At 67.1% G+C, this 14,439-nt stretch carries 10 protein-coding genes; all 10 read left to right on the forward strand.

The features are described from left to right. The first annotated feature begins 1 nt into the window (after position 1). Positions 2 to 1,675, forward strand: coding sequence for a methyl-accepting chemotaxis protein (locus GR303_RS09645; RefSeq protein ID WP_343038405.1), 1,674 nt, complete (start codon positions 2 to 4; stop codon positions 1,673 to 1,675). 23 nt (positions 1,676 to 1,698) lie between these two features. Next, entirely contained in the window at positions 1,699 to 3,894 is a 2,196-nt protein-coding gene (locus GR303_RS09650) for a response regulator (RefSeq protein WP_161722143.1), read from the forward strand. Positions 3,895 to 3,904: 10 nt separating this feature from the next. Then, a complete protein-coding gene (gene cheB / locus GR303_RS09655; protein ID WP_161722142.1) occupies positions 3,905 to 4,981 on the forward strand; it encodes a chemotaxis-specific protein-glutamate methyltransferase CheB in 1,077 nt (358 codons plus the stop codon). Further along, complete coding sequence (locus GR303_RS09660) at positions 4,978 to 6,702, forward strand: response regulator (RefSeq protein ID WP_161722141.1); 1,725 nt, start codon at positions 4,978 to 4,980, stop codon at positions 6,700 to 6,702. Before cheB ends, GR303_RS09660 begins: the two co-directional genes overlap by 4 nt. Then, positions 6,699 to 8,600 carry a response regulator gene (locus tag GR303_RS09665; RefSeq protein ID WP_161722140.1) on the forward strand — a complete coding sequence of 634 codons (1,902 nt, stop codon included), beginning with the start codon at positions 6,699 to 6,701 and terminating at the stop codon, positions 8,598 to 8,600. The genes GR303_RS09660 and GR303_RS09665 overlap by 4 nt, the downstream gene beginning before the upstream one ends. A gap of 254 nt (positions 8,601 to 8,854) precedes the next feature. After that, a complete protein-coding gene (locus GR303_RS09670) occupies positions 8,855 to 10,456 on the forward strand; it encodes an ABC transporter substrate-binding protein (protein WP_161722139.1) in 1,602 nt (533 codons plus the stop codon). 66 nt (positions 10,457 to 10,522) lie between these two features. Continuing rightward, on the forward strand, positions 10,523 to 11,533 hold the full coding sequence (locus tag GR303_RS09675; RefSeq protein ID WP_161722138.1) for an ABC transporter permease subunit: 1,011 nt from the start codon (positions 10,523 to 10,525) through the stop codon (positions 11,531 to 11,533). Continuing rightward, entirely contained in the window at positions 11,530 to 12,441 is a 912-nt protein-coding gene (locus GR303_RS09680; protein WP_161722137.1) for an ABC transporter permease subunit, read from the forward strand. The genes GR303_RS09675 and GR303_RS09680 overlap by 4 nt, the downstream gene beginning before the upstream one ends. Positions 12,442 to 12,443: 2 nt before the next feature. Further along, positions 12,444 to 13,460, forward strand: a complete 1,017-nt coding sequence (locus GR303_RS09685; protein WP_161722136.1) for an ABC transporter ATP-binding protein — start codon at positions 12,444 to 12,446, stop codon at positions 13,458 to 13,460. Then, complete coding sequence (locus GR303_RS09690; protein WP_161722135.1) at positions 13,457 to 14,437, forward strand: dipeptide ABC transporter ATP-binding protein; 981 nt, start codon at positions 13,457 to 13,459, stop codon at positions 14,435 to 14,437. The genes GR303_RS09685 and GR303_RS09690 overlap by 4 nt, the downstream gene beginning before the upstream one ends. The last annotated feature ends 2 nt before the right edge of the window (positions 14,438 to 14,439 follow it).

Consider the following 14,439-nt stretch of genomic DNA (forward strand, 5'->3'; position numbering starts at 1 on the left):
CGTGACGATCTCGATCGCCAACCGCATTCTTCTCGGCTTCGCCCTCATGGTCGCGCTGATGGTGGCGCTGGGCGCCTATTCGATCAAGAAGCTCGACGAGGTCCGCCAGACCACGGAGCGCATCGTTTCGCGCGACATCGCCCTCATGCGCCAGCTCGAGTCGATCAACGATCAGCAGGCCGGCATGCGCAGCCTGCGCGAGGAGATCATGGCCCGCTACCTGCTGCGAAACCTGGGCCAGCAGGTCTCGTTCGACGAGCTGGTGCGGGAATGGAGCAGGCAATCCCTCGCCACCGAATCCTCCATCACCCAGACCGCAGCGATGGCCAGCGGCTTCGCGGCAAACTCGATCTCTCCGGAGCGGGCGGAGGCTTGGCGCCGGATTGCCGAACTGTTGAACCAAGCCAACGATGGCCTGCGCCAGTTGAGAGCGGCGAGCGAGCGGCAGTTCTCCGAATTGCAATCCGCCGATCTCGCGACTGCGCTCAGGACGCAGAGCGCTTTGAGCGCCAGCCGGGCCGAATGGGTGCGAACCCTGAACGAGGCGCGCAACACCTTGGCGAGCGCCAATGCCACCGGGCAGCGCCAGGCCACGGAGATTTACGAGGAGAGCCGCACCTCCATCATCGTGGCCCTTGCAGGAGCGGCCCTGCTCAGCCTCATCATCAGCTATCTCCTGCGCTCCTCCATCGTCACGCCGCTGAACGCCTTCATGGGCTTCGTCGCGCGCGTCGGGCGCGGCGAGCTGGGGAGCCAGATGACCGTCACGAGCAAGGATGAGATCGGGCAGCTCGGCACCACGCTCAACTCCATGGTGGAGGGCCTGCGGCAGCTCGCCCGGCAGAGCCGCGAGGCCACGGAGAACCTGAACGCCGCGGCGGCCGAAATCCGCGCTTCGACCCAGGAGCAGGCGGCCTCCGTGGAGGAGCAGCTCGCCGCCGTGCAGGAAACCGCCGCCACCGTCGACGAGATCACCCATTCCGGCACGCAGATCGGCAAGCGGGCCCAGGAGGTCATCGCCTCGGCCCAGGCGGCCGCCCAGACCAGCATGGCCGGCCTGCAGGCGGTCGACGACACGGCCCAGGCGATGGACGCCATCCGCGAGCAGGCCGAGGCGGTGGCCGAGAACATCGTGGCGCTCAGCGAAAAGACCCAGGCCGTGGGCGAGATCATCGCATCGGTCAACGACATCTCAGAGCGCACGCATCTGCTCGCCCTGAACGCCGCCATCGAGGCGGCGGCGGCCGGCGAGAACGGCCGCAGCTTCGCGGTGGTGGCCTCGGAGATGAAGACTCTCGCCGACCAGGCGAAGGATGCCACCATGCAGGTACGCTCGATCCTCGGCGACATCCAGCGCGGCATCAACGCCTCCGTGATGCTCACGGAGGAGGCGGTGAAGCGCGTGGCCGCCGGCAAGGAGCGCACGGACATCACCCAGCAGACGATCACCGGCATCTCGAGCCAGATCCAGGAGAGCGTGCAGACCTTCCAGCAGATCGTGGCTTCCACGAACCAGCAGCAGCTCGGCATCGAACAGGTGATGGGCGCGCTTCAGAACATCCGGCAGGCGAGCCAGCAGACCGCCGCCGGCACCCGTCAGCTCGATACGGCGGCGGCCAACCTGTCCTCCCTGGCGCAGCAGCTTCTCGGCCTCGCCGAGCGCTATCGCCTGTAAGCCGAGGACGGGACGCGCCCATCGTGACGGATATCCGCAAACAGCTGCTGGCGGCCTTCGAGGCGGAGCACCGGGAGCATCTCGATGCGATCCGGGCAGCACTGGATCATGCCGACCGGGGCGGGATCGACCTGACGGATGTCTTCCGCCGCGCCCACAGCCTCAAGGGGGCGGCGCGCGCCGTCGACCTGCCGGCGGTGGAGGAGGTTGCCCACCACCTCGAGGCGCTCTTCTCCCAGATCCTCGAGGGGAGGCAATCCCTGGACGGGCCCACGGCCGCAAGGGTGCGCCGGGACCTCGACGCCATCGAAGATCTCGTGGCCGAGGTTCTGAGACCGGCGGCAGCCCCGGCCCAGCCCTCCTCGTCCCCGGCGCAGGCGCCGCGCGAGCCGGAAGCGGAGGCTCCTCCTCCCCCACCGGCTGCCGAGACCGGCGCCTATCTGCGGGTGGCGGCCGACCAGATGGAAAATCTCTCCGCCTCCATGCACCAGCTTCTGGCGGAGCTTCAGGCCTCCGGCGGCATCGACGAGGTCCTCCGGCAGATCGAGGTGGAGATCCGCAGCCTGAGGCGGAGCTGGGACGGGCTTCATGCGCAGGTGAATGCAGGCGCCCTGGCCGTGCGGCCCGGTTCGTCATCCCGTACCGCGTCTTTCGCTTCCCGCCTACGTGCCTTCGACCAGGACCTGAAGGCGCTGTTTCGCAGGCTGTCCGCCCTATCCCGCGACCGCCGGCAGTCAAGCTGGTCCATCGAGCAGGCCGCGCGCCAGCTTCGCGACAACATCGACCGGGTTTCCCTCGTCTCCGCGGAGACCGTGTTCGGCGGCTTCGGCCACATGGTGCGCGAGATCGCCCGCAACGCAGGCCGGGACGTGCAGGTGCGCAGCATCGGCCTCGACATCCAGGTGGACCGGCAGGTGCTCCAGGCGCTCAAGGACCCCGTGATGCATCTCCTGCGCAATGCGGTGAGCCACGGCGCCGAGCCGCCCGAGGAGCGCGCCGCCCAGGGCAAGCCGGAACGGGCCGAGGTGGTTCTGGAGCTCGCCTCCCGCGGCGGGCGCCTCATCATCAGCATCCGCGACGACGGGCGCGGCCCGGATCTCGCCCGCATCGAGCAGGTCGCCGTGGAGCGCGGCCTGATTCAGCCGCGGGGCGCCGGCCATCCGGCGCCGATGATGGACCAGCTTCTCTCCCTGGTCTTCATGCCGGGCTTCTCGACGGCGGGCGAGGTCGACCGGCTGGCGGGCCGCGGCATAGGGCTGTCCGTCGTGGCGGAGGCCGTCCGCAGGCTTCAGGGCTCGGTGCTGCTGCGGCCGCGCTATCCCCACGGCACGGAGGTTCTGCTGAACGTGCCCTTCACGGCAGCCCGCCAGCCGCTGCTGCTGGTGGAGGCGGAGGGCCGCATGTTCGGACTGCCCTCGCATGCGGTGGACCGCCTCCTCCGGCTGCACACGGATTCCCTGGAAAGCGTGGAGGGCCGCCCGGCCGCGCGGATCGCAATCGGGGGTCAGGACGTTGTCGTCCCGGTCGTTCCCCTCGCCGCCCTGACAGGATCCCCGAATGCCCCCCTCCCGACCGAGGCCGGACACGTGAAGGCCGCTCTCGTCCGCCACGGTTCCCGCACCTGCGCGCTCGCCGTCGACGCGTTCCACGACGTGCGGACGATGCTCGTCAGCGACGTGCAGGCGATCGGCCTGAGCGAGCCCGTCTCCGGCACCGTCCTTCTCGAGGACGAGATGCCGGCCCTCGTGCTCAGCCCCGACAAGCTGATCGATCACTGGGTCAGGAACGAGGGCCGGCTGGCGGCCGGAGGGCTGGGCCTGGCTCAACAGGCGCCGGAGCAGGAACGGCAGGCCAGGACCATCCTCGTGGTGGACGACTCCATCACCACCCGGACCCTCGAGAAGAGCATCCTCGAGGCGCAGGGCTACCAGGTGCTGCTCAGCGTCGACGGGATCGATGCCCTCAACGTCCTGCGCGCGGGCGAGGCCATCGTCGATCTCGTGATCGCCGACGTGGAGATGCCGCGCATGGACGGCTTCGGCCTGTTGCAGGCGATCAAGAACGACCCGCGGCTCTCCGCCCTTCCCGTGATCCTGATGACCTCGCGTGCGGATCCCGAGGATGTGCGCAAGGGTCTCGATCTCGGCGCGAGCGCCTATATCACCAAGCAGAAGTTCGATCAGCGCGAGCTGCTCGCCACGATCGGACAGGTATTGTGAGCAGCGCGGGATGAGTATGGCGCCTCAGTCGCGGGTCCGTGTCATGGTCGTCGAGGATTCCCTCGTCGTCCGGCAGCTGCTCGTCCATATCATCTCCGGCGACCCCCGGCTCATGGTGGCCGCCGCCGTCGGTTCGGCCGAGGAGGCGCTCCAGGAGATCGGCCGCGTGCGGCCGGACGTGGTCTCCATGGACATCAGGCTCCCCGGGATGGACGGGCTTGAGGCGACGCGGCGGATCATGGCCGAGCATCCGACCCCGATCGTCGTCATCGCCAGCAGCATCGAGGATACCTCCCTCAACATTTCCATGAACGCCCTCAAGGCCGGCGCGCTCACCGTGGTGGAGAAGCCCGTCGGCCTCTCCAGCGACGGCTACGCGGGCATCGCCAGCACCATCTGCACCCAGCTCTACATCATGAGCCAGGTGCCGGTCGTCCGGCAGCGCTCGTTCGCCCCCTGGCGCGAGGGCCGCATGCCCGCGTCGCCCAGGCGCGAGCCGGAGCAGGGCTCCGCGCATCCGAGCATCATGGGCATCGCCGCATCGACGGGAGGGCCGCCGGCGCTGGCGAAGGTTCTGGGAGCCCTGCCCCGGGATTTTCCGCTGCCGATCCTGCTTGTGCAGCATATGGGCGCCCCCTTCATGGAGGGTTTCGCCTCCTGGCTGGACGGGCTCGTGCCCCTCGAGGTGCGCCTCGCCCAGGACCAGGAGATCCCGACCCCGGGGCGGGTCTATGTCGCCCCTGGGGACCGGCACCTGCTTCTCTCCGGTGCGGGCACCCTGAAGCTGAGCGCCGAACCGCCCCTGGGCAACCAGCGGCCCTCCGCGACCCTGCTGTTCCGGTCGATGGCCCAGGTGGCCGGCCGCAGGAGCCTCGGGGTCATCCTCACCGGCATGGGCGAGGACGGGGCGCAGGGCCTCGTCGAGCTGCGGCAAGCCGGGGGGTTCACGATGGCGGAGGACGAGAGCACGGCCGTCGTCTATGGCATGCCGGCCGCGGCCGCCCGGCTCGGGGGCGTGAATGTCAGCCTGCCCCTCGATCTCATCGCCCCGCGTCTCCTGCGGCTCGCCCGGGGAGAAGGCGCATGAGCGCCGGCTCCATGTCCCAGGGGGCGGAGATCCTCCTGGTCGAGGATTCCGAGACCCAGGCGCTGCAGCTGCGGCACATGCTGGAGACGAACGGCTTTCAGGTCTCCTGGCGCGGGACGGCCGAAGCCGCCCTCGACAGCCTCAACGCAAAGCTGCCGGACCTCGTCATCGCCGACTTTCATCTCCCCGGCATGAACGGGGACGAGCTGACGCGGCAGATGCGCCTGAACGTGCGCACCCGCGCCATCCCGGTCATCATGCTGACGGAAGCCCGGGAGCGAGCCGTCGAGCGGCAGGGACTGGAGAGCGGCGCTGATGCCTATATCTCGAAATCCGCCGAGCAGGAGCTCGTCATCCTGCGCATCAAGGCCCTGCTGCGCCGGCGCTCGTCCCCTCTGGGCAACCTGCGGGAGGAGCGGCAATCGCCCAGCTTCGGCACCTTCCGGCGGGCGTGCATCCTGATCGTGGACGACAGCCCCACCCGGCGCACCTATCTCCAGAACATGCTGGCTCACGAGGGCTACGAGGTCACCCCCTCCGCCGGCCCCGACGAGGCCCTGCGGCTGGTGCGCTCGCCGGAGGTCACCTGGGATTGCGTGCTGGTCAACCTGCTCAGTCCGAGCTTCGACGGCATCGAGCTGTGCCGGCGCCTGAATCTCTATCGCGGCCTCGCGCCTCTGCCGGGCACGGATGCCCCGAGCTTCGCCATCGTGGGCCTGAGCAACGAGGAGGGCGGGGACCTGCTCGCCCGGGCCTTCGCCGCCGGCGTGGACGACATCGTGCCCTCCACGATCGAGGCCGACGTGCTGCGGGTGCGCATCCGTGCCCTCGTCCGGCGCAAGCTCATGCAGGACGAGAACTGGCGCATTGAGGCAGAGCTGCGCGAGCGGGAGCTGGCCCTGGCCCGCGCCAGGGCGGAGGCGGCCTCCGCCGAGGCGCTTGCCAGGGCGAACCGCGAGCTGGAGGAGGCGAACGCCCTTCTCAAGGGCACCCAGGCCCAGCTCGTCCAGGCAGCCAAGATGGCCTCCCTCGGCGAGTTGGTGGCCGGCATCGCACACGAGATCAACAATCCCCTCGCCTTCATTCAGGCCCATCAGGGAACCGTCGAGCGGCTTCTCGGCGAGATCGCCGCCAAGCTGCCCCCGGAGACGGGGCTGGAGCGACAGGTTCAGAAATCCCGCGACCGCGTTGCCGCCATGAAGCTCGGGCTCGGCCGGATCCAGGAGCTCGTTCTGAACCTCCGGCGCTTCTCGCGCCTGGACGAAGGCGACTTCCAGACCGTCAACGTGCCCGAATCCATCGAAACCGTCCTGGCCCTTCTGGGGCACAAGCTCGGCACCCGCATCGACGTGCGCCGCCGCTACGACGCGGTTCCGGACCTCTACTGCTCGCCGGCGCTTCTCAACCAGGTGGTCATGAACATCGTCGGCAACGCCGCCGACGCCATCAAGGGAACAGGCGGCATAGACATTGAAACCGAGAGCGACGAGACAACCTATAGGATCAGGATCAGCGACACGGGACCCGGCATCCCACCGGAACTGCGGGAGCGCATCTTCGAGCCTTTCTTCACGACCAAGCCCGTCGGGTCCGGAACTGGACTTGGCCTGGCCATCGCTTATAGCGTCGTCCAGGCCCACAAGGGATCGATCGCGGTGGATTCGGGCAGCCTCGGAGGTGCCCGCTTCACCATCACGATCCCGAGGCAGATTGTTTCATGACCTTGACCAGCGAGATGACTTCCAACCCTGGCACGATCCTGGTCGTCGATGACGAGCCGGACATCCTGATTGCGCTCGAGGACCTGTTCGAGAACGACTACCGGGTGATCACGGCCACATCCCCGACCCAGGCCCTCGACATCCTCCAGCATGAGCCGGAGATCGCCATCATCATCTCGGACCAGCGCATGCCCGAGATGCAGGGCGACGAGTTCCTGGCGAAGGCGAGAAACGTCACGGACGCGGAGGCGATTCTCCTCACCGGCTATGCCGACCTCAAGGCCGTCATCGGAGCCGTCAACAAGGGCCGGATCATGGCCTATGTGCCCAAGCCCTGGGATCCAGCTGCCCTTACGAACATGGTGGCCGCCGCCTACCAGCGCCGCATGCTGGCCCGGGAGCTCGACACCGAACGCGCCCTCCTGCACGGCCTCATGGAGAGCACAGGCGACCTGATCTCGTTCAAGGATTTGGAAGGCCGCTTCGTGCGCCTGAACGCCGGCAAGGCGCAAAGCCTCGGATGCGCCGCCGGCGACTGCCTGGGCCATCGGGAAAGGGACTTTCTCTCCCCGGAACGCGCCGCGATGATCGAGGAGGCCGAGCGGCGGGCCATCGCGGCCCGTCAGCCGGCCGAGATCATCGAGGAGCGGACCTCTCCCAACGGAACGACCCAGTGGTTCCTCGTCAACCACATCCCGATCCTCGACGAGTCCGGAGCCGTCACGAACCTCGCCACCATCGAGCGCGACATCACGGAACGCAAGCTGATGGAGATGCGCCTGCGCCAGGCCGACAAGATGCAGGCGCTCGGCACCCTCGCCGGCGGCGTGGCCCACGACTTCAACAACCTGCTCATGGCGGTGCTCGGCAGCCTGGATCTCGCCTCCCGCCGGGCTCCCGACGACCCGCGGCTCACGCGCCTGCTGCAGAACGCCACTTACGCGGCGGAGCGGGGTGCCTCCCTGACCCAGAGGCTCCTGAGCTTCAGCCGCCAGCGGGACCTGCGGCTGCAGGCGGTGGACGTCAACGAGGTCATCCTCGGCATGAGCGACCTGCTGACGCGCACCCTCGGCGGCGTCATCCGGATCGAGCGGCAGCTCTCCGACGGCCTCTGGACCGCCATGGTCGATCCCGACCAGCTGGAGCTCGCCATCCTCAATCTGTGCATCAACGCCCGCGATGCCATGGCCGAGAGCGGAACCCTGACCCTCTCCACCCGCAACGAGGCGGTGACGGAGGGCCGGATCACGGACCTGAATGCCGGGGAATACGTGGTGATTTCCGTTGCGGATACGGGCACGGGCATCCCGCCGGAAGTGCTCTCGCGCGTGCTGGAGCCCTTCTTCACCACCAAGGAGGTGGGCAAGGGCACTGGCCTCGGCCTGCCGATGGTCTATGGCCTCGCCCAGCAGTCCGGCGGAACCGTCACGATCCACAGCACCGTCGGCGTCGGAACGAGGGTCGAGCTCTACCTCTCCCGGGCGGCAGCCGAGAAGGTGGACGGCGCCCGCGAGGAGGAGGTGGTGGCTCCCGACGCACCCAAGGTCCGCGTTCTTCTCGTGGACGACGATGCGGAAGTCAGGACGGTGACGGCCGCCTACCTGACCGAGATGGGGCACCGGGTGGTGGAGGCGGCGGATGGAGCCTCGGCCCTCGACATCCTGAAGGCCGACGATCAGCTCGACATCCTGATCGCCGACTTCGCCATGCCGGGCATGACGGGCACGGACCTGGCCGACAGGGCGCGGGAGATCCGGCCCGCGCTCGGGGTCATGCTCGTGACGGGATATGCCGACCCGAAGCGGATGCCGGACGGCTACCTGATGCTGCACAAGCCCTTCACCCGAGCCGACCTGGCGGCGAAGGTCACCGAGGCCGCTCGCCGCCCGCAGGAGTGATCCCTGCCGCCTGCCGGATCGCGCAGGTTCCTGCGGGCAGGAACACTCCTCGCGTCATCGTTGCGGGATCGGGCGGGAATCGCGGAAATTTGACCCGGAAAGGAACCGATTCAGGCTGCCGCAGGGGCAGAAAATGGTAAATTTCCTTCAAAAGTTATCCATTGTTGCATGGACAGATTGACAATATCGGGGCTTCGCACCTTAACTCCGTCACGGAACGGCCACACGTAGAGCCGTCTCAGAGGACCAAGGTAATGAAAAAATCAGCCCTTTTCGCAGCCATCTGCGTTCCGGCCTTCCTGGCCGCCGCTCCGCTGGCCGCTAAGACCCTCGTCTACTGCTCCGAGGGCAGCCCGGAGAACTTCTATCCCGGCGTGAACACCACCGGCACCTCCTTCGACGCCAGCGAGCAGATCTACAACCGCTTGGTCGAGTTCGAGCGCGGCGGCACCAAGGTCGTTCCCAGCCTGGCAGAGAAGTGGGAGGTCTCCGCTGACGGCACGGTGTACACCTTCACCCTGCGCAAGGGCGTGAAGTGGCACTCCAACAAGAATTTCAAGCCGACCCGCGACATGAACGCCGACGACATCGTGTTCATGTTCGAGCGGCAGTGGAAGGAGGACAATCCCTTCTTCAAGGTGACGAGCCCGAACCACTCCTACTTCAACGACATGGGCATGCCCAAGCTGCTGAAGTCGGTGGAGAAGGTGAACGACAGCACGGTTCGCATCACGCTCAACCAGCCCGAGGCTCCCTTCCTCGCCAACCTCGCCATGATGTGGTCGAGCGTGCAGTCGAAGGAATATGCCGATGCCATGCTGAAGGCCGGCACGCCCGAGAAGATCGACCAAGAGCCGATCGGCACCGGCCCGTTCTATCTGGTGCAGTACCAGAAGGACGCCATCATCCGCTACAAGGCCTTCCCCGAGTACTGGGCCGGCAAGGCGAAGATCGACGACCTCGTCTTCTCGATCACCCCGGACGCTTCCGTGCGCTGGGCGAAGCTCCAGAAGGGCGAATGCCACGTCATGCCGTATCCGAACCCGGCTGACCTCGAGGCCATGAAGAAGGATCCGAACGTCCAGATCCTCGAACAGGCCGGCCTGAACGTGGGCTATCTCGCCTATCAGACCACGAAGAAGCCCTTCGACGACGTGCGCGTCCGCAAGGCCTTCAACATGGCCATGAACAAGAAGGCGATCGTCGACGCCGTGTTCCTCGGCTCGGGCATTCCGGCCAAGAACCCGATCCCGCCGTCTATGTGGTCGTACAACGACTCCGTCAAGGACGACGAGTACAACCCCGAAGCGGCCAAGAAGCTGCTCGCGGAGGCTGGCTACCCGAACGGTCTCGAGACCGATCTCTGGGCCATGCCGGTGCAGCGTCCGTACAACCCGAACGCCCGCCGCATCGCCGAGCTCATGCAGGCCGACCTCGCCAAGATCGGCGTGAAGGCCGAGATCAAGAGCTTCGAGTGGGGCGAGTACCGCAAGCGGGCCCAGGCCGGCGAGCACCAGATGGCCCAGCTCGGCTGGACGGGCGACAACGGCGACCCGGACAACTTCCTGCACACCCTGCTCGGCTGCGCCTCGGCGCAGAGCGCTTCCGGCTCGAACATCGCCAAGTGGTGCCACAAGCCCTTCGACGATCTCGTGACGAAGGCGAAGGTCACCACGAACCAGGCCGAGCGCACCAAGCTCTACGAGGAAGCTCAGAAGATCTTCAAGGAGCAGGCTCCCTGGTTCACGGTGGCCCACGCCGTGCAGCTGAAGCCGGTCCGCAAGGAAGTGGTTGACTTCAAGCTCTCGCCGTTCGGTCGCCACACCTTCTACGGCGTGGACATCAACAGCAAGTAAGCTTACGTCCCTTCAACCCACGGCGGAGCGGCTTCTATGGCCGCTCCGCCTTTTTACGTTCAGCCGATGCTCCGCTTCATCCTCACCCGCGTCAGCCTGATCATCCCGACATTCCTGGGGATCACGTTGCTGGCCTTCTTCCTGATCCGCCTCGTGCCAGGCGATCCGATCGAAACACTTGCCGGCGAACGCGGGATCGACCCCGCGCGCCATGAGCAGCTCCGCAAGGAATACGGCTTCGACCAGCCGATCCTCGTCCAGTACGGGATCTATCTGTCCCGCGTCCTGCAGGGCGATCTCGGCAAGTCGATGATCACCCAGGAGCCCGTGATCACCGAGTTCGCGGCCCTGTTCCCGGCGACCATCGAGCTGGCGCTGTGCGCCATTCTCTTCGCTCTCATCCTCGGCCTTCCGGCCGGCATCATCGCCGCGATCAAGCGGAACTCGATCTTCGATCATGGCGTGATGGGCATCTCGCTTGCCGGCTATTCCATGCCGATCTTCTGGTGGGGCCTCATCCTCATCCTGCTGTTCTCGGTGCAGTTCGATCTGACGCCCGTCTCCGGCCGCATCGACGTGCTGTACTACATCGAGCCGATCACCGGCTTCCTGCTGATCGACACGCTCCTGTCCGACGAGCCGGAAGCCTTCTGGTCGGCAGTGAGACACCTGATCCTGCCCACCATCGTGCTCGGCACCGTGCCGCTGGCGGTGATCGCCCGCATGACGCGCTCGGCGATGCTGGAGGTTCTCGGCGAGGATTACATCCGCACCGCCAAGGCCAAGGGCCTCTCCCGGTTCCGGATCGTCGCCCTGCACGCCCTTCGCAACGCGCTCATTCCCGTCGTGACGGTGATCGGCCTGCAGATCGGCGTGCTGTTCACGGGCGCGATCCTGACCGAGACGATCTTCTCCTGGCCGGGCGTCGGCAAGTGGCTCATCGACGCCATCTTCCGCCGCGACTATCCCGTCCTGCAGGGCGGCGCGCTGCTGCTCGGCGTGGTGGTCATGAGCGTGAACCTTCTCGTCGACCTCGCCTACGGCCTCATCAATCCCCGCATCAGGCATACGCGATGACCACAGAAACCATGGAAGCTCCGGCTGTCGCGGCGCCGACGGCCACCCCTCCTCATCCCCTGCGCGAGTTCTGGGGCTATTTCAGCGCCAATCACGGCGCCGTCGCCGGCCTCGTGATCATCGTCGCCGTCGTGCTGGTCGCGCTGCTGGCCGACGTGATCGCTCCCCATGATCCGAACGCTACCGACACGGCGCTCGCCCTGAAGCCGCCGTTCTGGCAGGAGGGCGGCTCCATCGCCTATCCGCTCGGCACGGATCCCATCGGCCGCGATATCCTGTCCCGCCTCATCCACGGCGCGCGGCTTTCGCTGCTCATCGGCATCGCGGTCGTGGCGCTCTCCATCATCATCGGCACGGTTCTCGGCCTCGTGGCGGGTTTCTTCCGCGGCCTGACCGAGATCTTCATCATGCGCCTGATGGACATCATCCTCACGCTGCCGAGCCTCCTGCTCGCCATCGTGATTGTGGCGGTGCTGGGTCCGGGCCTCATGAACGCCATGCTGGCGGTCGCCCTCGTGATCCTGCCGCATTACGTGCGCCTCGCCCGCGCGGCGGTGATCACCGAAACCTCCAAGGACTACGTGACGGCGGCCCGCGTCAGCGGCGCCGGCACGACGCGCCTGATGTTCAGGGAGGTGCTGCCCAACTGCACCGCTCCTCTGATCGTGCAGGCCTCGCTCGGCATCTCGACCGCGATCCTGGACGCTGCGGCCCTGGGCTTCCTCGGGCTCGGCGCGCAGCCCCCCTCTCCCGAATGGGGCACCATGCTGGCCGATGCCCGCGAGTTCGTGCTCCGCGCCTGGTGGGTGGTGACCTTCCCCGGTCTTGCCATCCTCATCACGGTGCTTGCTTTCAATCTTCTGGGCGACGGATTGCGTGACGCCCTCGATCCCAAACTGAAGCGCTGACCATGGCCCTCGTTGAAATCGAAAACCTGTCGGTCGAATTCCCGACCCAAGGCGGCATCATGCGCGCCGTGGACGGCGTGAGCCTCAAGCTCGAAGAGGGCGAGGTTCTCGGCGTCGTGGGCGAATCCGGCTCCGGCAAGAGCGTGACGATGCTGGCCCTCATGGGCCTCATTCCCTTCCCCGGCCGCGTGAAGGCGGACAAGCTCACCTTCAACGGCCGCGACCTCCTGACGATCTCCGACAAGGAGCGGCGCCAGCTCACGGGCAAGGACGTCGCGATGATCTTCCAGGAGCCGATGACGAGCCTGAACCCGTCCTTCACGATCGGGTTCCAGCTCACGGAGACCCTGCGCCTGCACGAGGGCATGGACCGCAAGGCGGCGCGCCGCCGGGCCATCGAGCTTCTCGAGCAGGTGGGAATCCCCTCGCCGGAGAGCCGTCTCTCCGCCTTTCCGCACCAGCTCTCGGGCGGCATGAACCAGCGCGTGATGATCGCGATGGCCATCGCCTGCAACCCGAAGCTGCTCATCGCCGACGAGCCCACGACCGCGCTCGACGTGACGATCCAGGCGCAGATCCTGGATCTGCTCATGACTCTCCAGAAGGAGCGCAACATGGGCCTCGTCATGATCACCCACAACATGGGCGTGGTGGCCGACACCGCGCAGCGCGTGATGGTGATGTATGCGGGCCAGATCATGGAGGAGCGCGCGGCGACGGACCTGTTCGCCTCGCCGCAGCATCCCTATACGGCGGCGCTGCTGGCGGCGCTGCCCGAGCGCAGCGAAGGCGGGCGCCTCGCGACGATTCCCGGCGTGGTGCCCGGCCTCTACGACCGGCCGAAAGGCTGCCTGTTCAGCCCGCGCTGCGCCTATGCCACGGAGCATTCGCGCAATGTGCGCCCTGATCTGCGCCCCTGGGCCGGCGGCCATATCCGCTGCCACTATCCGCTTGGCGATCCGAACCGGAACGCCGAAATTCAGCACGATCATCCCGTTGGAACGGAGGCTGCGTCGTGAAGGCTCCCGTCGTTGAAGCCAAAGGCCTGAAGCAGGTCTATAAAATCAAGCGCGGCCTGTTCAAGGAACCGGCCCAGCTGCAGGCCGTCGGCGGCATCTCCTTCGCCATCGAGCCCGGCAAGACCCTTGCGGTCGTGGGCGAATCCGGCTGCGGCAAGTCCACCCTCGCCCGCATGGTGACGCTCATCGAGAAGCCCACCGAGGGGCAGCTCTCCCTCGACGGCATCGATGCGGTGAACCCGCCGGCGAACTACGCCAAGGACCTGCGCCGCATGGTGCAGCTGGTGTTCCAGAACCCCTACGGCTCACTCAACCCGCGCAAGAAGGTGGGCACGATCCTGGAGGAGCCGCTGGCCATCAACACCAAGCTGTCGGGGCCCGAGCGCACCGAGCGCGCCCGGGCGATGATGGCGAAGGTGGGACTGCGCCCCGAGCACTACGGCCGCTACCCCCACATGTTCTCCGGCGGCCAGCGCCAGCGCATCGCCATTGCCCGCGCGCTGATGCTCTCGCCGAAGCTCGTGGTGGCGGACGAGCCGGTCTCGGCCCTCGACGTGTCGATCCAGGCGCAGGTGCTCAACCTGCTCGCCGATCTGCAGGAGGAGATGGGGCTCGCCTATCTCTTCATCTCGCACGATCTCGGCGTCGTCCGGCACATCGCGCATGACGTGCTCGTCATGTATCTGGGTCATGCGGTCGAGCAGGGGCCGAAGGAGAAGATCTACGCGCGCCCGCTGCATCCCTACACGCAGGCGCTGCTCTCCTCCACGCCCGGCATCACCGGCGTGAAGCGCAAGCGCATCGTGCTGAAAGGCGAGCTCCCCTCGCCGCTCAACCCGCCGAAGGGCTGCGTGTTCTCGACCCGCTGCCCCTATGTGACCGAGCGCTGCAAGATCGAGCGGCCGGCCCTGCGGGAGCTCGACGGCCGCAAGGTCGCCTGCCACTATGCCGAGAACTTCCTGAAGGAAGCGGCCTGACG

It is taken from the genome of Microvirga arsenatis (assembly GCF_009910705.1).
GTDB lineage: Bacteria > Pseudomonadota > Alphaproteobacteria > Rhizobiales > Beijerinckiaceae > Microvirga > Microvirga arsenatis.

Excerpts from the sequence above, each read along its gene's own strand:
- GR303_RS09680 (WP_161722137.1), top strand. The coding sequence starts at position 11,530 with ATGACCACAGAAACCATGGAAGCTCCGGCTGTCGCGGCGCCGACGGCC.
- GR303_RS09670 (WP_161722139.1), top strand. The coding sequence starts at position 8,855 with ATGAAAAAATCAGCCCTTTTCGCAGCCATCTGCGTTCCGGCCTTCCTG.
- cheB (WP_161722142.1), top strand. The coding sequence starts at position 3,905 with ATGAGTATGGCGCCTCAGTCGCGGGTCCGTGTCATGGTCGTCGAGGAT.
- GR303_RS09675 (WP_161722138.1), top strand. The coding sequence starts at position 10,523 with ATGCTCCGCTTCATCCTCACCCGCGTCAGCCTGATCATCCCGACATTC.
- GR303_RS09665 (WP_161722140.1), top strand. The coding sequence starts at position 6,699 with ATGACCTTGACCAGCGAGATGACTTCCAACCCTGGCACGATCCTGGTC.
- GR303_RS09685 (WP_161722136.1), top strand. The coding sequence starts at position 12,444 with ATGGCCCTCGTTGAAATCGAAAACCTGTCGGTCGAATTCCCGACCCAA.
- GR303_RS09660 (WP_161722141.1), top strand. The coding sequence starts at position 4,978 with ATGAGCGCCGGCTCCATGTCCCAGGGGGCGGAGATCCTCCTGGTCGAG.